Genomic DNA, 20,219 nt, shown 5'->3' on the forward strand with positions numbered 1-20,219 from the left:
TCTGAAATGCGGATGCCCGGGCTGGTCCCGGGCATTTTCAATTGAGGACCGGTTTAATCGAGGTTGGCGTATTTCGCCCAGACGCTTTTTTCACCGAGCTTGGCGACGAGAGCCTCATGTGCCTGCTCCTCGGTTTGGCTCAGGCGCGGGGCGAGCGGCCGGGGCCGCTCAAGCACTGCGGCAATCACCACGTCGTCTTCCATCGCCATGTCGCCGCGAGCTGCTTGGTTGGACCTGCCAACCATGCCGAGGCCGAGGGCTGCCTGTCTGCCACCGATCATCTCGATATAGACTTCGGCGAGCAATTCGGAGTCGAGTAACGCGCCGTGTTTGGTGCGGTGCGAATTATCGATGCCGTAGCGTCGGCAGAGCGCATCGAGCGAATTCGGTCCCATCGGGTGTTTGCGCCGCGCCATCGACAGGGTGTCGAGCACCCGTTCCGGCAGGATTGGCGGCAAACCGATCCGCGCTAATTCCGCGTTGATGAAGCCCATATCGAAGGTGGCGTTATGGGCAATCCACTTCGCGTCGCCGAAGAAGGTAAGGATTTGTTCGGCAACCTCCCCAAAAGGCTGCTTGTCCTTCAGGAATTCATCGGTGATGCCGTGCACGGCGAGCGCATCCGGATGAACCTTCTGATCTCCAGGATTGATGAAGATATGGATCGTGTTGCCGGTGGGGAAATGATTGAAGAGCTCGATGCCACCGATTTCGATGATGCGGTCGGCGCGGTTGTCGAGGCCGGTTGTTTCCGTATCGAAGATGATCTCACGCATTCCGGAAATCTCCCTTGGCAATCCGCGTTTTCAGGTCGGCGACGATTTCGAACACCCGTTCTCTCGTCGTCGCGATACTGTGACTGGTGTCGATCAGATAATCGGCCCGCCGCCGTTTTTCCGTGTCCGGCGTCTGGCGAGAGAGAATCATGTCGAATTTTTCCTCGGTCATGCCTTCGCGCGCAAGCACCCTTTGGCGCTGAATCTGTGGATCAGTGCTGACCACGACGATGACGTCCACTCTTGCCTCGGCGCTGGTTTCGAAAAGTAATGGGATATCGAGCAATACCATGTCGGCGCCGGCGGCGCGCTGTTGCTCCAGAAATTCCCTCTCGCGTCTGCGAACCAGCGGATGGACGATCGCTTCCAGGCGTTTGAAGCCGCCAGGATGAAGAGCGAGCTGGCGGCCGAGTTCATGCCGGTCGACTGCTCCATCCTTCATTGTACCGGGGAAGGCTGCATTCACCAGGGGTGCAGCCTCGCCGGCATAGAGATCGTGGACCACGGCATCCGAATCGTTCACCGGGATTCCAGCATCGGCGAAGAGCTTTGCCGCCGTCGATTTTCCCATTCCGATGGAGCCGGTGAGACCGATCTTCAGCATCAGTGTGCTTCCATATCCGCGATGATGAGCGCGCGTAGCGCCGCGTCGACGATGGGACGCCGGCCGAACCATTGCTCAAATCCGGGCACGGCCTGGTGCAAGAGCATGCCGAGACCATCGACGATGGGAAATCCTTGCTCTTCCGCCTGTGCCAGGATTGGCGTCTTCAAGGGCACATAGACGATATCGGTGACGACGGCATCGGCTGCAAGAGGCGAGAAATCGAGTTGCGGCGCCGCCTCGCCGTCCATGCCGAGCGAGGTGGTGTTGATGAAGAGGCCCGCACCTTTCATCACGTCGGCGAGCGCTCCAGCCGGATGGGCCTGAACACGCGGACCAAAGCGATCCGCAAGTTCACGCGCGCGTTCGACCGTACGGTTGACGACGTGGATCTCCTTGAAACCGCGATCACGGATTGCCTGGATGATCGCCCGGCTGGCGCCGCCGGCGCCAAAGACGACGGCCGTGCCATGCCGGTCCCAGCCCGGATGACATTCGTCGAGATTGGCGATGAATCCGCGACCGTCGGTATTCGTTGCATGCAGAGCGCCATCCTCCAGCCAGAGAGTGTTCGCGGCGCCGAGCTCGCGCGACAGCGCGTCCGGTTTGTCGGCGAGCCGGAACGCCAATTCCTTGTGCGGAATGGTGACGTTGCCTCCGGCAAAGCCGGAACTGCCGTCCTTCAGCGAGTGAATGAAATCGGCAAAGGCCTCGGGCGCCACTTCATGAGCGCGGTAGCTGCCCGGCAGGCCGAGCGTCTTCAGCCAATATCCGTGGATCAACGGCGAGCGCGAATGCTTGATAGGAAAGCCCGTGACAAATGCTTTCGGCCCGAATGTTTCACGTGAATCACCCATCGACTGCTCCGAGTTCTCGCAATTTTTTTAGGAGCGGCAGCATCGGCAAGCCGAGAATGGTGAAATAATCACCCTCGATCTTTTCGAAGAGCTGGATGCCCTCCCCCTCCAATTGATAGGCGCCGACGCTGGAAAGCGCCCGTTCACCAACCCGCGCCAGATGTCTGGTGATGAACTCCATCGTCAGCGGCCGCATCGTCAGCTCCGCATGCGCAAGATGTTCCCACAAGACCACGCCGGCGCTCACAATCGCAACGGCGCTGTTCAATCGATGGGTGACCCCCGAAAGGGCTTGAAGATGGCTAGCGGCGTCGGTCATGTCCTTCGGCTTGTGGAAGACGCTGTCGCCGAGCGACATCGTTTGATCCGAACCGATGACCAGGCTATCCGGAAAACGGCTGCTGACTTCTTCGGCCTTGGCCCTGGCCAGGACGAGGGCCACGGCATCAGGCTTGGTGCCGGCTTTTTCCAGCGGCGCTTCGACGGCCCGTTCATCGATCCTTGCGGCATGCGCCTCGAAGGACAGACCGGCATTTTCCATCAGCATCCGGCGATAGGGGCTCGACGATGCAAGGATGAGTTTCGGCGTCATGGGTTCCTCGGCGTGCCAGTTTTTCGCCAGCGCTTAGCGCAGCTTCGGCCGCAGGGCAACGATCGCCGCTGCTGTTTCCTCGATTGAGCGGCGGGTGACGTCGATCAGCGGCCAGTTATGACGGGCGCAAAGCGAGCGGGCATATTTCAGTTCCTCCGAAATCGCGGCGCGATCGGTGTAGTGTTCGCGATCGAATCCCTGCGTCACCCCGAGCACACGATTTTCCCGCACCTGGGAAATGCGGTCGGTGGTGGCGATCAGGCAGACGATCAGCGGTTTACTCGCGACGAAGAGGCTCTCCGGCAATGGCACGCCATAGACGATCGGAATGTTCGCCGTCTTGATACCTCGGTTGGCGAGGTAGATGCTGGTGGGTGTTTTCGACGTACGGCTGATGCCGATGATCACGACATCGGCGTCGTTGTAATCGTCGGGCATCTGGCCGTCATCGTGATCCATGGTGAAATTCAGCGCTTCGATGCGGGCGAAGTAGCCGGCATTCATCACATGCTGAGCTCCGACCCGACGGCGCGATGGAGCGCCGAGATAGATCTGGAAGGCATTCATCACTGGCTCCAGCACATTCACCGAGGCGACACCCATCTCGATGCAGCGCTCATCGATCAGGCTCGCAAGCTCCCGGTCGACAATGGTGTAGAGTACGATGCCGGGGGCGTCATCGATCGCCTGCAGAACCGGCAGCAGCTGCTTGCGATTGCGGATCAGCGGATAGACATGTTCAATCGGCTGCGCTGATCTGAACTGCGCCGACGCGGCGCGCCCGGCGGAGATCAGAGTCTCTCCCGTTGAGTCAGAAATCAGATGCAGATGAAAGAAGTTCGTTCTGTTCTCCACGCTATTTTCCGCTGCCTGTTGAAAACACTGGATGAAACAGAGCTACGGCGGCGAGGCAGTCTCCGGCAAGGGAAAACATGCCTGCTTATCCACATTTCGGATTTTGCCGAACGGTTTCGGTTGGCCCTGTGGACGATGGGGAAGGGGTGGGCTTCTTGAAAGCTCGTCCACAGCCTGTCCACAGCTATGAGAAAAATTGCCGATCCGGAAGGATTTGGAATCATTTCCCGATTCGGCTTCTCCCCGAAATTTGGACGAGATCGACAAATCTTTCCGATGTTGTTTTGCGGGCGCGCGACAAATGGCATCGGCGGTGGATGGATTTTAATCCTTGATAGTCACCGACTCTAAGAAATAGAAACCTTTTAAAATATCTTTGTTTTATTATAGGGAAGAAGCGCTTGAGCGATACGCGCCGAAAGATCATGAGGGTTTTGAGTGGCGAAAGTCTCTCCCCTCCTCCTCTCTGGCTGATGAGACAGGCAGGACGTTATCTCCCGGAATATCGGGAGACGCGGGCAAAGGCAGGGAGTTTTCTCGATCTCTGCTACACGCCTGACCATGCCGTCGAAGTGACATTGCAGCCGATCCGCCGCTATGGCTTCGATGCGGCTATTCTGTTTTCCGATATTCTGGTCATTCCCGATGCAATGAAGCGGAACGTCCGGTTCACCGAGGGTCATGGTCCGGAGATGGATCCGATCGATGAAGCTGGTATCGGCAGATTGAATGGCGAAGAGGTTGTCGACTATCTCAGGCCGGTTCTGGAAACAGTGCGGCGGCTGCGCGAGGAGTTGCCAGTCGAGACGACGCTGCTCGGCTTCTGCGGCGCGCCATGGACTGTTGCGACCTACATGATCGCCGGTCACGGCACGCCGGATCAGGCCCCTGCCCGTCTCTTCGCCTACAGGCATCCCCGCGCCTTCGAGCATCTGCTGATGCTGCTTGCCGACGTATCGGCCGATTATCTCGTCGCCCAGATCGATGCCGGCGCCGATGCCGTGCAGATCTTCGATTCCTGGGCTGGTGTTCTTGGCGAGAAGGAGTTTGAAGCGTTTGCGGTCAGGCCGGTTGCGCGGATGATCGCTTCCGTCAAGTCGCAACGGCCACATGCTCGCATCATCGCTTTTGCCAAGGGCGCCGGCTATCAGCTGAAAACCTATCGCCAGAAGACGGGCGCAGATGCAATCGGCCTCGACTGGTCGGTCCCGCTGGCCTTTGCCGCCGAACTTCAAAAGGATGGACCGGTTCAGGGCAACCTCGATCCGATGCGTGTTGTTGCCGGCGGCCGGGCGCTGGAAGACGGCATCGACGATATCCTGCAGCATCTCGGCAATGGTCCGCTGATTTTCAATCTCGGTCACGGCATTACACCGCAGGCCGACCCCGAGCATGTGCGTCTGCTGGTGGATCGTGTGCGAGGCGGGGCGTGACGATGGAAAAACAGACCGATCGCAGATCTGGCGCTTACGCCCGGCGCCGGGCTCATTTTGCGCTGGCCTTCTTTGCGCTGATGGCGATCGGGCTTTTTGCGTGGAACCCCGATAATCTCTACCTCTGGATCAAGGCGCTACACATCATCGCAGTCATTTCGTGGATGGCCGGGCTGTTCTATATGCCGCGGCTGTTCATCTATCACACCGATGCGGAGCCGGGTTCGGTGCAGTCGGAAACCTTCAAGGTAATGGAGCGCCGGCTGCTTCGAATCATCATGACTCCGGCGATGATGTTGACGTGGATTTTCGGCCTCTATCTCGCCTGGTCGGTTTATGGATTCCAGGGCGGCTGGCTGCATGCCAAGATCGGTCTCGTCGTATTGCTGACCGCTGTTCATATGTTCTTCAGCCGCGCCGTCGGAGCGTTCGAGCGGGATGAAAATCGCCGCTCGGCGCGTTATTGGCGGTTCATGAACGAGGCCCCGACAGTGCTGATGATCCTGATCGTCATCCTCGTCGTGGTGAAGCCGTTCTGAGGAAAATCGTCCTCAGGTTAAATTTGCTTCATTTTAAGCAGCCCTCTTGCGGCAGCGATTGCGAGTCGCTATTTTCCGCGCATCTCATCTACGTGGCATGTGTGTAGAGTTCAGTCGTCTGCGAGCCCTTTCGCGGTACCGAATACGACCCAACATCGCCTTTCCCCTTTGAAATTAAAAAGAGTATTGGTCACTTCATGGCTGAAATGAAGCTTCAGGAACTTAAGAGTAAATCCCCGACGGATCTGCTGGCATTTGCCGAATCGCTCGAGGTCGAGAACGCAAGCACGATGCGCAAGCAGGAGCTGATGTTTGCGATCCTCAAGATGCTTGCCAGCCAGGATGTCGAAATCATCGGCGAAGGCGTCGTCGAAGTGCTGCAGGACGGTTTCGGCTTCCTGCGGTCGCCCAATGCGAACTACCTGCCGGGCCCGGATGATATTTATATCTCCCCGTCGCAGATCCGCCGTTTCTCGCTGAAAACCGGCGATACGGTCGAAGGCCCGATCCGTGGACCGAAGGAAGGCGAACGCTATTTCGCGCTGCTCAAGGTCAACACCATCAATTTCGACGATCCGGAACAGATCCGGCACAAGGTCCATTTCGACAATCTGACGCCGCTCTATCCGAACGAGCGCTTCAAGATGGAACTCGATATTCCGACCACCAAGGATCTGTCGCCACGTGTAATCGACCTGGTGGCGCCGCTTGGCAAGGGCCAGCGTGGATTGATCGTCGCGCCGCCGCGTACCGGTAAAACCGTGTTGTTGCAGAACATCGCGCATTCGATCACCGCCAACCATCCGGAGTGCTATCTGATCGTCCTGCTGATCGATGAACGCCCCGAAGAAGTGACCGACATGCAGCGCTCGGTTCGCGGCGAGGTTATCTCCTCCACCTTCGACGAACCAGCCGTCCGTCACGTGCAGGTAGCCGAGATGGTCATCGAGAAAGCCAAGCGCCTTGTCGAACACGGACGCGACGTTGTCATCCTGCTCGATTCGATCACGCGCTTGGGCCGTGCCTATAACACGGTCGTTCCCTCGTCAGGCAAGGTCCTGACCGGCGGTGTGGACGCCAACGCTCTGCAGCGGCCGAAGCGCTTCTTCGGCGCGGCCCGTAACATCGAGGAAGGCGGCTCTTTGACGATCATCGCGACCGCGCTGATCGATACCGGCAGCCGCATGGACGAAGTGATCTTCGAAGAATTCAAGGGCACGGGCAACTCGGAAATCGTCCTCGATCGCAAGGTCGCCGATAAGCGTATCTTCCCGGCCATGGATATTCTGAAGTCCGGTACTCGCAAGGAGGACCTGCTGGTTCCGCGCCAGGATCTGCAGAAGATCTTCGTGCTCCGCCGCATCCTTGCTCCAATGGGCACGACCGATGCGGTCGAATTCCTGATCGACAAGCTCAAGCAGACGAAGAACAATTCCGACTTCTTCGAATCGATGAACACATAATCCTTAGCCGGATTCACCCCTTAAAGCTGGAGGCATCGTCATGACGCCTCCAGCTTTTCTATTTGAGAGGAATCGATTTCGATTCCAACCGATGAACCAGGCGATATGGCCATGTTGAATGATACCATATATGCGCTATCGAGCGGTGCCCTGCCTTCGGGTGTCTCGGTCGTTCGAATCAGCGGGCCGCTGACCAGCGACATATTGGTGAGCCTCGCCGGATCCGTTCCGGCAGCCCGGCATGCATCTCACAGAACGATTCGGACTCGTAACAATCAGCCGATCGATAGCGGGTTGGTGCTGTTTTTTCCTGCTCCGAATTCGTTTACCGGCGAGGATGTTGCCGAGCTGCAGATCCACGGCAGCAAAGCGGTACTTGCGGCGCTGTTTCACGCACTTGGCGATATTCCGGGTGTTCGGATGGCGGTCGAGGGTGAATTCTCTCGCCGGGCTTTCGAGAACGGCAAACTTGACCTCGTCGAGGTGGAGGGTCTGGCCGACCTCATCGGGGCGGAAACCGAGATGCAGAGACGCCTTGCGGTCGAACATAGCGCAGGCGGACTGTCCGCAATTTACGATTCGTGGGCGGAACGATTTACGCGCGCCCGGGCGCTGATCGAGGCGGAGCTTGATTTCCCCGACGAGGATGATGTTCCTAGCTCGGTATCGGATGTGGTCTGGGCCGATATGGCGAAGCTTCGCAGCGATATCGAGAATCACCTGGCAACAGCTTCGGCCGGGGAGATTATCAGGGACGGTTTCAAGGTGGTTATAGCCGGCGCTCCGAATGCTGGGAAATCGAGCCTGTTGAACACTTTGGCGCGCCGAGACGTGGCAATCGTGACGGAGATTGCCGGAACCACCCGCGATGTCCTGCAGGTTGATCTCGATATTGATGGTTACCTGATCAAGCTCTATGACACTGCGGGACTTCGCGAGGCGGACGACAGGGTCGAAATGGAAGGGGTGCGGCGCGCGCGCGCGGCGCTTAGTGATGCCGACCTTGTCCTGTTGCTGGTTGACATGACTAATCCTCTGGTTCCCGACGACTTGGAGCAAGCCTCTCCACATGTTACTGTCGGGACGAAGAAGGATCTCATCGGCATTGCCGAGGATCGGTACGACTTGCAGATTTCGACAACGACCGGTGACGGTCTGCCGGAATTGCGACGATTGATTGGCGACATCATCGACAAACGTTTTGCTGGTCTGTCTATGGCAATCCCCAGCCGGCAACGGCATAAGGATTCTCTGGCGAAATGTTTAGCGGCGCTCGATGCGGCGATATCGCAGGCAGATATGAATCTCGAACTGCGGACTGAGCAGCTGCGAATTGCCGCTGAGTATTTGGGCAGGATTACTGGACGAGTCGATGTTGAGCAGTTGCTCAGCGTGATCTTCTCAGAGTTTTGTATCGGTAAATGATTCACGTGAAACCTTGGGGCACTAAAACGCCCTAAATGGTTTCACGTGAAACGTCCGCCGCATGTGGAGTGCCTGAATGACGGATAATGTTTTCGATGTAATTGTGATCGGTGGCGGCCATGCGGGCTCGGAGGCTGCCAGCGCAGCTGCGCGCCTCGGGGCAAAAACCGCCCTCATTACGCATAGGCGGGACACGATCGGGGTAATGTCCTGTAATCCGGCGATTGGCGGCTTGGGCAAGGGCCATCTTGTTCGGGAGATCGATGCGATGGATGGCCTGATGGGTCGCGTCGCCGATGTTGCAGGCATTCAATTCAGGATACTCAACAAGAAGAAAGGTGCGGCTGTCCGAGGACCACGGACGCAGGCCGATCGAAAGCTTTATCGCCTGGCAATGTTGGCGGCGATCGAAGCGACGCCTGACCTGGATATTATCGAAGGCGACGCCTTTGATCTGGACGTTGTCGATGGCTGTATCGCTGGCGTGATGATGAAGGATGGTCGAACCCTGAAAGCGCCGGCCGTGGTTTTGACTACTGGAACCTTTCTGCGCGGTCTTATTCATATAGGGTCGGAAAAGACGCCGGCCGGGCGCGTCGGTGAAGCGCCGTCGATCGGATTGTCTGCCACCCTCGCCCGGCTGGGACTGCGGCTTGGACGTCTGAAGACCGGCACTCCCGCCCGGCTGGACGGAAAAACGATCGACTGGCAATCCGTCGGTCGACAGGGGGCTGACGAGGAGCTTGTCCCCTTCTCCTTTATGACAGACACGATTACCACGCCACAGATCGAATGCGGGGTCACCAGGACGACTGAAGCGACCCACCGCATCATTGTCGACAACATTATGCGCTCGGCCATGTATTCCGGGCAGATCGAAGGGGTCGGACCTCGTTATTGCCCGTCGATCGAAGACAAGCTGGTGAAATTCGGAGAGCGGGATGGACATCAGGTCTTTCTCGAGCCAGAGGGACTGGACGATGACACGGTTTATCCGAACGGGATTTCCACCTCCCTGCCGGCGGAGGTGCAGGCAGCCTTCATCAAAACGATTCCCGGCCTGGAAGCGGCAAGAATACTGCAACCGGGCTATGCGATCGAATATGATCATGTCGATCCGAGAGAGCTGACTCCATCGCTGGAGGTTAAACGGCTGAGAGGCCTCTTTCTCGCAGGCCAAATCAATGGCACTACCGGCTACGAAGAGGCGGCCGCGCAGGGGCTGGCAGCCGGGCTGAATGCTGCATTGCGAAGCAGCGATTCGCATCCGTTCCATTTTAGCCGGACGAATTCTTATATTGGCGTCATGATCGACGATCTCACGTCACGCGGCGTTACGGAACCGTATCGAATGTTTACATCGCGTGCGGAGTATCGGCTGACGTTGCGGGCTGATAACGCCGATATGCGCTTGACGCCGCTGGCCATGCGGCTCGGGTGCGTCAGTGACGCGCGAGTGCAGCGATTCACATCCTATCGGGCGGAGATCGACTCCAGTCGGGCGCTGTTGCAGTCGCTGGCGCTTACACCGAATGAGGCGCGCCGCGCTGGCTTGAATATCAATCTCGATGGCCAGCGCCGAACCGCGTATGATTTACTGTCCTATCCGAATTATGATTTCGTCGCGCTCCGGCATGTTTGGCCGGAGAAGCTCGGCGTGATTGGACCGAAGATCGCCGAAGCGTTGGAAATTGAGGCCGGTTATTCGGTTTATCTGGATCGACAAGCCGCGGCGATTGTCGACCAGCAACGCGACGAGCAGCGGCAGATTCCGCCTGATTTCAACTATGACGCACTGTCCGGTCTCTCAAACGAGCTAAAGCTAAAACTTAGCGCTGCTCGCCCTTTCAGCATTGCGCAGGCCGCTATCGTTGAAGGAATGACGCCGGCAGCGGTGGCATTGCTGCTTGTGCATTTGCGTCGCCTATCCTCTGCCGAGCGTCATAGCGCTTGATTACAAGATTTGAGAGTCTTTCAGAATGGAATTAAACGGTTTGCGTGTTTCACGTGAAACACAGGAACGGCTGCAACACTTTGCAGTGCTGTTTCAGAAGTGGGCAAAAGCAATTAATCTGGTGGCGCCGTCGACACTCGATGATCTATGGCATCGACACATCGCCGATAGCAGCCAAGTTTTCCAGATCAATCCTCAAGCGATAAGCTGGGTCGACCTCGGTAGTGGCGGCGGTTTTCCCGGTGTTATCACGGCGATTTTTCTGGCCGAGCTGAAGGACGGATGGGTCCATCTGGTTGAAAGCAACCATAAAAAGGCGGCGTTTCTGCGGACAGCGTTGCGGGAGACAAATGCGCGCGGCAGCGTTCATATCCTGCGAATCGAAGACGCTTATGCGGAGGTTGGCGAATGTGATGCGATTTCAGCGCGCGCCCTTGCCGATCTTGATGGGCTTATCGAGTATTCAGCCCCCTGGATGCTTGGCAAGGAAAATTGTCGAGGCTTTTTTCACAAAGGCCGGGATTACCTGAGAGAAGTCAACAAAGCACGTGGTCGGTGGGAATTCGATCTGTTAGAACATAAGAGCGCCGTCGAGCAGGAATCTGTTATTTTGGAAGTATCAAATCTCCGGCGCTTGGTTTAACAGATCGGATATTGCGGCAATGGCTGGCGAACGACATCGGATTATCACCATCGCAAATCAGAAGGGTGGCGTTGGCAAGACGACCACAGCAATCAACCTGGCAACGGCGCTTGCTGCTATCGGCGAGCGCGTCTTGATTGTCGATCTCGACCCGCAAGGCAATGCCAGCACCGGCCTGGGTATTGATCGTCGTGATCGCAAGCTGTCCTCCTACGATCTGATGATTGGTGATCGTGGAATCCCCGAGGTGACTCTCGAAACAGCGGTTCCTAATCTGTTTATTGTCCCGTCGACGATGGATCTTCTTGGCATCGAGATGGAAATCTCGCAGCAGAGCGATCGGGTGTTCAAGTTGCGGAAAGCGCTGTCTTCGCCCGAAGCGATGGCGTTTTCTTATATTCTTCTGGATTGCCCGCCATCGTTCAATCTGCTGACGATGAATGCCATGGCAGCGGCCCATTCGGTCCTCGTTCCGCTGCAATGCGAATTCTTTGCGCTTGAGGGATTGAGTCAGTTGCTTGAGACCGTCAGCCAGGTTCGGCGGACTGTTAACCCGCGTCTGGATATTCAGGGTATCGTCTTGACGATGTTCGATGCGCGCAACAATCTTGCCCAACAGGTTGTCAATGACGTGCGCACGCATCTCGGCGACAAGGTTTATCACACGTTAATTCCGCGCAACGTCCGGGTTTCCGAGGCTCCGTCCTACGGTAAGCCGGCTATTCTCTATGACTTGAAGTGCGCGGGCAGCCAGGCCTATCTGCAGCTGGCCTCTGAGGTCATCCAGCGAGAGCGCCAAAGATTGGCCGCGTGATATCATTTAGGGGTGTAGGTGAGTGTAGATCATGAATGACGATGTATCAAAGAGGCGATTGGGCCGCGGCCTTGCGGCGCTGATTGGTGAAATGGATCAGCCCGTCCCGGTCGAAGCCGAGCGGGTTATCAGCGCCGACAGAATGATCCCGATCGAGTTCGTCAGCCGCAATCCCCGCAATCCTCGTCGGTTCTTCGATGACTCGGAACTGCACGATCTCGCAAGTTCCATTCGTCAACACGGCATTGTTCAGCCCATCGTTGTGCGGACGATGTCGCGGGATCGATATGAGATCATCGCCGGCGAACGACGTTGGCGCGCGGCTCAGCTTGCCGGGTTGATCGAGATTGCTGTCATTGTCCGTGATGTGGATGACAAGACGGCGCTGGAAATCGCCATTGTCGAGAACGTGCAACGCGCGGATCTCAATGCCCTCGAAGAGGCGTTGGGCTACGAGCAGCTTATCGCTGAATATGGTTACACCCAGAACGACCTCGGCGAAATCATCGGCAAAAGCCGCAGCCACGTTGCCAACTCGTTGCGTCTGTTGAAGCTGCCTGATCCGGTTCGCGATCTGCTTGCCTCCGGCAGCCTATCAGCTGGGCACGCACGCGCCCTGGTTTCGACATCCGACCCGGCAAGTCTTGCCCGCACGATCGTTGCCAAGGGCATGTCGGTGCGTGATGCCGAGAAGCTGGCGCAAAACAATATCAAGGCCCAATCGGAGCCACTGCGGGCGACGTTGCAGCGAGATCAGAAAGATTCCGACACGCTGGCGCTGGAACGGACACTTTCCGATGCACTCGGCCTTGATGTTGCGATCAATCACAAGGCAAGCGGCGGCCAGATCAAAATTTCCTATAAGTCGTTAGAGCAGCTCGAGGAAATCTGCCGTTTGCTTGAGAGGCGCTAGAGCGTTTTCGTTTTTCTCCGAATCACGGAAATATTCTATCTCTTTGTTTTCACGGAATTCCGGATGAAAAACCGCTCCGCACTTTTGCCGGAATTGCTCTAGAACGCCGTAGGACGTCTAATCCCTTGCATCTTTGCTTTCCGAAGATCGGTTCTGATTTTGGACCGATGCGCTGATCAGCCGGATTTCCGGCCGGATTGAAGGGTGGTGGAGAGAAGCGTTTGCATCGCAACGCTGTCCTCCAGCACCTGTCGCCGTCGGCTTTGCAGAATAGCGGCCTGCAGCCGATTGCATTCACGGGCGATGCTTTCCGCGGTCCATTGGCGTAGCGCCTGTTCGATGATCGGCTTGCGCCGGAAATGCAGATGCCGCCCCATCGTCTGCATAATCTGAGGTGTCTGCAGCCGCTTTTCATCCATTTCGGCGCGCATCGAATCGAGAAGCTGGAATTGTTTCAGGCATGCCTGCAGAACGAGAAAGATCGCGGTTTTCGAGCTGCTGATTTTTTGCATGGCGTGCAGAAAGGCGTTTAGATCGCCCCCGAGGATAGCGTCGACCGCGTCGTCAACCGAGATGGCGCTGGCGTCACCGATTATTTCGGTAACGTGATGTTCTTCGACGGTATCGAAACCCCGGCAGTAAAGAGCGAGCTTGCGCACCTCGTTGCGGGAAGCGATCCTGTCACCGCCGATCAAGGCGATCAGTGCTTGGCGCGCGGCCGGCGTAATGCCGAGCTTCTCTGCACCGAGCTCCGTATCGATCAAGCCATTCAGGGCGCGGCTGTCATCGGCGTAGGACGGGATCGTCATGACAGAACGGGCGGATTCCGCAGTCTTGCGCAGCAGGGAACCCTTCTTCAGGTCGCCGGCCTCGACGATCAGATAGGCTGCTTCGAGTGGTTTTTCGGCCAGCAGCGCCAGGGAATCAACGAGGTATTTCTCGTTGGCGGCGCCGCGGATCCAAATCAGTTTCTCACCGCCGAACAGCCCGATGGATTGGACCTCGTCGACCAATCGACCCGGGTCTTTCTGGAGGTCGCCAATATCGAGTTTCGTCAGCGAGAAGGGATCATCGAGAGCAACAACGCTCTTACCGGCAAGCTGGCTTGCCCGTTCGGAAACAAGGCCGCGATCCGGCCCGTAGATGACGAAAATCCGATAGTTCCGCGCCGATTTCTGCAGAAAACTCTCGAATTCGTGGGATTTTATCTCTGCCACATCTCCGCCCTCAGCGGCTGAGGGCGGCGGCGATATCGGCTCCCACGAATTCCGCCGTCTGATCGGCCGCGCGGTTCTGAGCATCGCGGATCGCCCGCTGCTTGGCAAATTCCTGCTCGGAGAAATCCACCAGCGCCGTGGCCTGGCGGCTGCCGGCCTTGATGACATGATTGTCGGCCGTGGCACGCAGCGTGTAACTGACGTTGACGGTCACACGGCCGGCCTTCGACGTGTCAGAGGATTCGGCCAGCAGCGTATCGGCTACAGCCGACGTGGCGTGTATTTCGACCAGATATTGCGGGTTTACCGCTTCGCCTGCACCGCGTGACGCAAGGAAGATCAGGCGATTGCGAACCTGCTGCTCGACCCGGCTGCCTGCCTCGGAAAAGCCGACCGAAGAAAGTTTTTCAACCACACCTGAACTCTCTGAATAGAGCGGACGGACCTGGCAGGCCGAGAGAAAAGCCGCGGAGGCAAGGATCATGGCGATGCCGGCATTGCGGGCCAGCTTGCAAGCGATATCAGACGACAATGTTTACAATCCTTTGGGGAACCACGATGATCTTCTTCGGTGCCTGTCCGTTCAACGCGCTCTTCACCGCATCCAGATTCAGCACGGCGTCGGTGACGGCATTCTGATCTGCATCGCGAGAAATTGTCAATTCAGCGCGTTTCTTGCCGTTGATCTGTACCGGCAGGACCACATCGTTTTCGATGACGAGTGTTTCGTCGTACCGCGGCCAGTTTGTCCGGGCAAGCAGGCCTTCATTGCCGAGCGCAGCCCAGCATTCCTCAGCCAGATGCGGTGTCATCGGAGAGACGAGTTGGATCAGGATCTCGGCGGCATCGCGCACCGCCGCGCGATAGGTGGCATTACCCTCGCCTGCGGCAACCCTCGTCATCGGTGCGGCCAGCGCGTTCACGAGTTCATAAATTCGGGCAACGGCCTTGTTGAACCAGAGTTTGTCATAGTCGTTCTCGACAGCCTTCAGCGTCTTGTGGGCGGCCTGCGAGATTGGCAACGCTTCCCCATCGGCAGCCGGCGCAGGTGCGACGGCGGAGAGCGCGTCCGCGGCTTCGGAAATCAGGCGCCACAGCCGCTGGGTAAAGCGATGGGCGCCCTCGACGCCTGCCTCGGACCAGATGACGTCACGCTCGGGCGGAGAGTCGGACAGAACGAAGAAACGGGCGGTATCTGCGCCGTAGGAGGCGATGATATCGTCGGGATCGACGACATTCTTTTTCGATTTCGACATCTTCTCGATCGAGCCGATCGCGACTTCCTCGCCCGACGTCAGCAGGAAAGCCCGTCGTTTGCCGTCGAGTTCGTCGATGCGGATATCGGCGGGTGCCACCCATTCGCGGCTGGCGCCGGCGCTGCGGCTATAGGTTTCGTGGACCACCATGCCCTGGGTGAAGAGACCCTTGAAAGGTTCGGTGGCCGCGACGTGACCGGTCTCGCGCATGGCGCGGGTAAAGAAGCGCGAATAGAGCAGGTGTAGGATCGCGTGCTCGATGCCGCCGATATACTGGTCGACCGGCAGCCAGCGGTTCGCCGCCTCCGGATCGGTCGGCCTTTCTTCCCAGGGCGCGGTAAAGCGGGTGAAATACCAGCTCGAATCGACGAAGGTGTCCATCGTATCCGTCTCGCGGCGAGCATCCTTGCCGCAATTCGGGCAGGAGACATGACGCCATGTCGGATGGCGGTCGAGCGGATTGCCGGGCTGGTCGAAGGTGACGTCGTCGGGCAGCTTGACCGGCAGGTCCGCCTTCGGCACCGGCACGACACCGCAATCATCGCAATGGATGACCGGGATCGGGCAGCCCCAATAACGCTGGCGGGAAATGCCCCAGTCGCGCAGGCGGAAATTGACCTTGCGCTCGCCCTGCGGCGCATTGCCGAGCGAAGCGGCAGATAGCCGATCGGCAACGATGTTGAAGGCTTCGTCGGTGGTCTTGCCGTCGAGGAAGCGTGAGTTGATCATCACGCCATCACCGTCATAGGCGGTGTCGCCGACGGAGAAGCTTGCGGCATCGCCATCCCTGGGCATGACGACGGCCACGACCGGAAGGCCATATTTGCGAGCAAAATCAAGGTCACGCTGGTCACCCGAGGGGCAGCCGAAGATCGCGCCCGTGCCATAATCCATCAGGACGAAATTGGCGATATAAACCGGCAGCTCCCAGGAAGGATCGAGCGGGTGCCTGACGCGGATACCGGTATCCATGCCCTTCTTTTCAGCGGTCTCGAGTGCTGCGAGCGAGGTCCCGGCGCGGCGGCATTCGTCGCAGAAGGCCTCGATATCAGGGTTCTTTGCAGCGGCATCCTTCGCCAGCGGATGATCGGCGGCGATTGCCAGGAAGGAAGCGCCGAACAGCGTGTCCGGCCGGGTAGTATAGACCGTCACTTCGCTCTCACCGGCAGGCGCCGTTTCCGGTACGATCTCCCAGCGGATCGTCAGGCCTTCCGAACGGCCGATCCAGTTCTTCTGCATCAGCCGCACTTTTTCCGGCCACTGGTCGAGCGTATCCAGCGCGTCCAGCAGATCCTGGCTGAAGTCGGTGATCTTGAAGAACCATTGCGTCAGTTCGCGCTGTTCGACGAGCGCACCGGAACGCCAGCCGCGGCCATCGATCACCTGCTCGTTGGCCAGCACAGTGTTATCGACAGGATCCCAGTTGACCTTCGACTGCTTGCGATAGACCAGGCCCTTCTCCAGGAAATCCACGAAGAGATGCTGCTGGTGCTGGTAATATTCGACGTCGCAGGTGGCGAATTCGCGGCTCCAGTCCAACGAAAGCCCCATGGCCTTCAGCTGCGCCTTCATCGAGCCGATATTCTGATAGGTCCAGGAGGCGGGATGCACGCCGCGCTCCATCGCGGCATTCTCCGCCGGCATGCCGAAAGCATCCCAACCCATCGGATGCAGCACGTTGTAGCCGCGGGCGCGTTTGTAGCGGGCCACGACATCGCCCATGGCGTAATTGCGGACATGACCCATATGGATGCGCCCCGACGGATAGGGGAACATTTCGAGGACGTAATATTTTTCGCGCGGATCGGCATTGTCGGTCTCGAAGACCTTGTCTTCATTCCATTTCTGCTGCCAGCGGGGCTCGGCATCGCGCGGATTATAACGTTCGGTGGCCATGGTATTCGTATTTCCGGAACATCAGGGGAGGTTGGTCGAGACCTTCACCATGAAACCACCGTAGCGTCAAGTTTTGCAGGTGCTGCAAGTGTCCGATCTTGATCGTGACCAGGCGATTTCGCCAAGGCGGGACTTGGCAAGCACAGATTGGCTCGTTAGGCATTGCCGATCCTTTCATGCGGATATGCCGAGGCAGATAGATGGAACTTCAAGAGCGCTTAAACGACGTGCGGTCGCGGATCGCCGCTGCGGAACGCGAAGCAGGTCGTCCGGCGGGTTCCGTTCAGCTCGTCGCGGTGTCGAAGACCTTCGAGGCGGACGCGATCCGCCCGGCTATCGAAGCCGGGCAGCGTGTCTTCGGCGAGAACCGGGTGCAGGAAAGCCAGGGCAAGTGGCCGGCGCTGAAGGCCGAGCATCAGGATATCGCGCTGCATCTGATCGGACCGCTGCAATCAAACAAGGCGGCAGATGCGGTGGTGCTTTTCGACGTCATCGAGACGGTGGATCGGGAAAAGATCGCCCGCGCACTTGCCGAGGAGATGAAGCGGCAAGCCAAGACGCTGCGGCTCTATGTCCAGGTCAATACCGGGCTCGAACCGCAGAAGGCCGGCATCGCTCCTGACGACACGCCAGCCTTCGTCGCTCTCTGCCGCGACGAACTCGGCCTTTCGATCGAAGGTTTGATGTGCATTCCGCCGGCCGAGGAAAATCCTGGGCCGCATTTCGCCCTACTGGCAAAGCTTGCGCTCAAATGCGGCGTCGAAAAACTTTCCATGGGCATGTCGGGCGACTACGGGACGGCGATCGCCTTTGGCGCCACCAGCGTGCGTGTAGGGTCAGCGATTTTCGGCACGCGCTGAAACGCTGCTTTGGTCGGGCTTCCTGTTCCCCTTAATGCCGCCTAGATTGATATCGAGGTTTGCATGTCCTGGGGAGGAGCAGATGCGGAACGGCTATCATCAGGTCTATGCGGCCTGGAAACGCGATCCCGAAGCCTTCTGGCGCGAAGCGGCCAGTGACATCGACTGGTTCAAGCCGCCAGAGCGGATTTTTTCACCCAATGAGGGCGTCTATGGCCGTTGGTTCTCAGACGCGGAAACCAATACATGCCACAATTGCCTGGACCGGCATGTGGCTGCCGGCCGCGGCGGCGAGACGGCGGTCATCTTCGACAGCGCAATGAACGGCGAGAAGCGCCGTTTCACCTATGATGAGGTACTTCGGGAGGTGATGGCCATTGCAGCAGCGCTGGTCGAGCGCGGCATCGGCAAAGGCGATCGCGTGATCCTTTATATGCCGATGGTGCCGCAGGCGGTCTTTTCGATGCTCGCCTGCGCTCGCATCGGTGCGGTTCACTCCGTCGTTTTCGGCGGATTTGCCGCCAGCGAACTTGCAGCGCGCATCGACGATTGCGGTGCGAAGCTGGTGATCGCCGCGAGCTGCGGGCTCGAGCCTAGTCGCATCGTCGCCTACAAGCCCCTGGTCGACCAAGCGATTGCGATCGCGCGTTCGAAGCCGGAGCGCTGTCTGGTGTTGCAGCGGCCCGAGCTTCAGGCAGATCTCGTCAGCGGCCGCGATCAGGATTTCGAGATCGCGGTGGCGCAGCATCGTGGCGCTGAGATCGCCTGTGTCTCCGTCAAGGCGACCGATCCGCTCTATATCCTCTACACCTCGGGCACGACGGGCCAACCAAAGGGCGTCGTGCGCGACAATGGCGGCCATATGGTCGCGCTCAACTGGTCGATGCGGAATATCTACGGCTTGAGGCCCGGCGAGGTCTTCTGGACGGCTTCGGATATCGGCTGGGTCGTCGGGCATTCCTATATCGTCTATGCCTCGCTGCTATCAGGCGTAACCACGCTGATCTTCGAGGGAAAACCGGTCGGCACTCCGGATGCAGGCACATTCTGGCGCATCGTTTCAGAATATCAGGTGCGGGTACTGTTCACGGCGCCGACGGCATTCCGCGCCATCAGGCGGGAGGACGGCGATGGTGAACTGATGCACCAATATCCCATGCCGGATTTGCGCGCACTGTTTCTGGCTGGCGAAAGAGCGGATCCGGAGACGTTGAAATGGGCCGAGCGCATGCTTGGCATACCCGTCATCGATCACTGGTGGCAGACGGAGACCGGCTGGCCGATCGCCGCAAATCCGCTCGGTCTCGGCGCCCTGCCCATCAAGCACGGTTCGCCGGCGCTGCCGATGCCCGGCTACGATATTGCGGTGCTCGATGATGCCGGTCATCCGATCGAGGCGGGAACGCTCGGCAATATCGTCGTCAAGCTGCCCCTGCCGCCCGGCTGTCTGCCGACCCTCTGGAACGCGGACGACCGTTTTCGCTCGGCCTATCTCGATGAGTTTCCCGGTTACTATAAGACGGCCGATGCCGGCTATGTCGACGAAGACGGCTATCTCTTCATCATGTCGCGCACCGACGACATCATCAATTGCGCCGGTCATCGGCTCTCGACCGGCGCGATGGAGGAGGTCTGTGCGCGTCATCCCGATGTCGCCGAATGTGCTGTTATCGGCGTGATCGATGTGCTGAAGGGTCAGGCTCCCTGCGGTTTCCTGGTGCTGAAACGACATGTTTCCCGTGACGCGACGGTGATCGAATCAGAGATCGTGGCGATGATTCGTGATTCGATTGGACCTGTCGCCGCCTTCAAGACCGCCATCACCGTTAACCGGTTGCCGAAGACACGCTCCGGCAAAATCCTGCGCGGTACGATGCAGAAAATCGCCGACGGCATACCCTGGAAAATGCCTGCAACCATTGATGATCCAACGATTTTAGAGGAAATTGCCGAGGTGCTGCGTGGGCGCGGTTTAGGCTCCTTGCCGATGTGAATTAAACTTTCGGTAAGCCTAATTGAGGAATTGTTAACCATGTTGATGCAAGCATTTGTTAACGGCAATGGCTTGCATAGCAGGCTTTGCATGACGCGGTCGCCGTTACCGGCCTACTGCATAATTCCT

General features: G+C 58.3%; 18 protein-coding genes. 10 read left to right on the forward strand and 8 right to left on the reverse strand.

The window, feature by feature from the left end; all coding sequences use genetic code 11:
- Window positions 1-53: 53 nt before the first annotated feature.
- From dnaQ to ACM5SV_RS06640, 5 genes are read right to left on the reverse strand one after another with little or no spacing between them, the layout of a single operon-like run.
- Window positions 54-776, reverse strand: coding sequence for a DNA polymerase III subunit epsilon (gene dnaQ, locus ACM5SV_RS06620; protein ID WP_131612295.1), 723 nt, complete (start codon window positions 774-776; stop codon window positions 54-56).
- Window positions 769-1,380, reverse strand: coding sequence for a dephospho-CoA kinase (coaE, locus tag ACM5SV_RS06625; protein ID WP_017995588.1), 612 nt, complete (start codon window positions 1,378-1,380; stop codon window positions 769-771). The genes dnaQ and coaE overlap by 8 nt, the downstream gene beginning before the upstream one ends.
- Window positions 1,380-2,237: a shikimate dehydrogenase gene (locus tag ACM5SV_RS06630; RefSeq protein ID WP_017995587.1), complete on the reverse strand. Its 858-nt coding sequence runs from the start codon at window positions 2,235-2,237 to the stop codon at window positions 1,380-1,382. The genes coaE and ACM5SV_RS06630 overlap by 1 nt, the downstream gene beginning before the upstream one ends.
- Complete coding sequence (locus tag ACM5SV_RS06635) at window positions 2,230-2,829, reverse strand: Maf-like protein (RefSeq protein ID WP_017995586.1); 600 nt, start codon at window positions 2,827-2,829, stop codon at window positions 2,230-2,232. The genes ACM5SV_RS06630 and ACM5SV_RS06635 overlap by 8 nt, the downstream gene beginning before the upstream one ends.
- Window positions 2,830-2,862: 33 nt before the next feature.
- Window positions 2,863-3,684, reverse strand: a complete 822-nt coding sequence (locus ACM5SV_RS06640; RefSeq protein WP_011649834.1) for a pyruvate, water dikinase regulatory protein — start codon at window positions 3,682-3,684, stop codon at window positions 2,863-2,865.
- Between the two features lie 401 nt (window positions 3,685-4,085).
- Between ACM5SV_RS06640 and hemE the strand changes: the two genes are divergently transcribed.
- From hemE to ACM5SV_RS06680, 8 genes are all read left to right on the forward strand, one after another.
- Window positions 4,086-5,117, forward strand: a complete 1,032-nt coding sequence (gene hemE, locus ACM5SV_RS06645) for a uroporphyrinogen decarboxylase (RefSeq protein ID WP_017995585.1) — start codon at window positions 4,086-4,088, stop codon at window positions 5,115-5,117.
- 2 nt (window positions 5,118-5,119) lie between these two features.
- Complete coding sequence (hemJ, locus tag ACM5SV_RS06650) at window positions 5,120-5,656, forward strand: protoporphyrinogen oxidase HemJ (protein WP_029874613.1); 537 nt, start codon at window positions 5,120-5,122, stop codon at window positions 5,654-5,656.
- Between the two features lie 197 nt (window positions 5,657-5,853).
- Complete coding sequence (gene rho / locus ACM5SV_RS06655) at window positions 5,854-7,119, forward strand: transcription termination factor Rho (protein ID WP_012759538.1); 1,266 nt, start codon at window positions 5,854-5,856, stop codon at window positions 7,117-7,119.
- 105 nt (window positions 7,120-7,224) lie between these two features.
- A complete protein-coding gene (gene mnmE / locus ACM5SV_RS06660) occupies window positions 7,225-8,544 on the forward strand; it encodes a tRNA uridine-5-carboxymethylaminomethyl(34) synthesis GTPase MnmE (protein WP_017995583.1) in 1,320 nt (439 codons plus the stop codon).
- A gap of 76 nt (window positions 8,545-8,620) precedes the next feature.
- Window positions 8,621-10,498: a tRNA uridine-5-carboxymethylaminomethyl(34) synthesis enzyme MnmG gene (gene mnmG, locus ACM5SV_RS06665; RefSeq protein ID WP_222016947.1), complete on the forward strand. Its 1,878-nt coding sequence runs from the start codon at window positions 8,621-8,623 to the stop codon at window positions 10,496-10,498.
- 25 nt (window positions 10,499-10,523) lie between these two features.
- A complete protein-coding gene (gene rsmG / locus ACM5SV_RS06670) occupies window positions 10,524-11,141 on the forward strand; it encodes a 16S rRNA (guanine(527)-N(7))-methyltransferase RsmG (RefSeq protein WP_017995581.1) in 618 nt (205 codons plus the stop codon).
- A gap of 19 nt (window positions 11,142-11,160) precedes the next feature.
- Window positions 11,161-11,955: a ParA family protein gene (locus tag ACM5SV_RS06675; protein ID WP_012759534.1), complete on the forward strand. Its 795-nt coding sequence runs from the start codon at window positions 11,161-11,163 to the stop codon at window positions 11,953-11,955.
- 31 nt (window positions 11,956-11,986) lie between these two features.
- Window positions 11,987-12,868 (forward strand): ParB/RepB/Spo0J family partition protein, encoded by an 882-nt coding sequence (locus ACM5SV_RS06680; protein WP_017995580.1) that lies wholly within the window; start codon window positions 11,987-11,989, stop codon window positions 12,866-12,868.
- A gap of 176 nt (window positions 12,869-13,044) precedes the next feature.
- Here the strand turns inward: ACM5SV_RS06680 and holA are convergent, their stop codons facing one another.
- Genes holA through leuS form a run of 3 tightly spaced genes read right to left on the reverse strand, consistent with a single transcriptional unit; the run spans window position 13,045 to window position 17,237 of the window.
- The gene (holA, locus tag ACM5SV_RS06685; RefSeq protein ID WP_222016945.1) at window positions 13,045-14,085 is read right to left on the reverse strand and encodes a DNA polymerase III subunit delta; all 1,041 of its coding nucleotides are present in this window, start codon (window positions 14,083-14,085) and stop codon (window positions 13,045-13,047) included.
- A 10-nt stretch (window positions 14,086-14,095) separates the two neighbouring features.
- Window positions 14,096-14,617 carry an LPS assembly lipoprotein LptE gene (gene lptE, locus ACM5SV_RS06690; RefSeq protein ID WP_012759531.1) on the reverse strand — a complete coding sequence of 174 codons (522 nt, stop codon included), beginning with the start codon at window positions 14,615-14,617 and terminating at the stop codon, window positions 14,096-14,098.
- Window positions 14,607-17,237: a leucine--tRNA ligase gene (gene leuS, locus ACM5SV_RS06695; RefSeq protein ID WP_222016943.1), complete on the reverse strand. Its 2,631-nt coding sequence runs from the start codon at window positions 17,235-17,237 to the stop codon at window positions 14,607-14,609. Before leuS ends, lptE begins: the two co-directional genes overlap by 11 nt.
- Before the next feature lie 200 nt (window positions 17,238-17,437).
- Between leuS and ACM5SV_RS06700 the strand changes: the two genes are divergently transcribed.
- Together ACM5SV_RS06700 and ACM5SV_RS06705 are read left to right on the forward strand one after the other, a co-directional pair.
- Window positions 17,438-18,097: a YggS family pyridoxal phosphate-dependent enzyme gene (locus tag ACM5SV_RS06700; protein WP_222016941.1), complete on the forward strand. Its 660-nt coding sequence runs from the start codon at window positions 17,438-17,440 to the stop codon at window positions 18,095-18,097.
- 82 nt (window positions 18,098-18,179) lie between these two features.
- Entirely contained in the window at window positions 18,180-20,090 is a 1,911-nt protein-coding gene (locus ACM5SV_RS06705) for a propionyl-CoA synthetase (protein WP_222016940.1), read from the forward strand.
- Window positions 20,091-20,219: the final 129 nt, after the last annotated feature.

This window comes from Rhizobium sp. CRRU65 (assembly GCF_048551595.1).
GTDB classification, from domain to species: domain Bacteria; phylum Pseudomonadota; class Alphaproteobacteria; order Rhizobiales; family Rhizobiaceae; genus Rhizobium; species Rhizobium leguminosarum_J.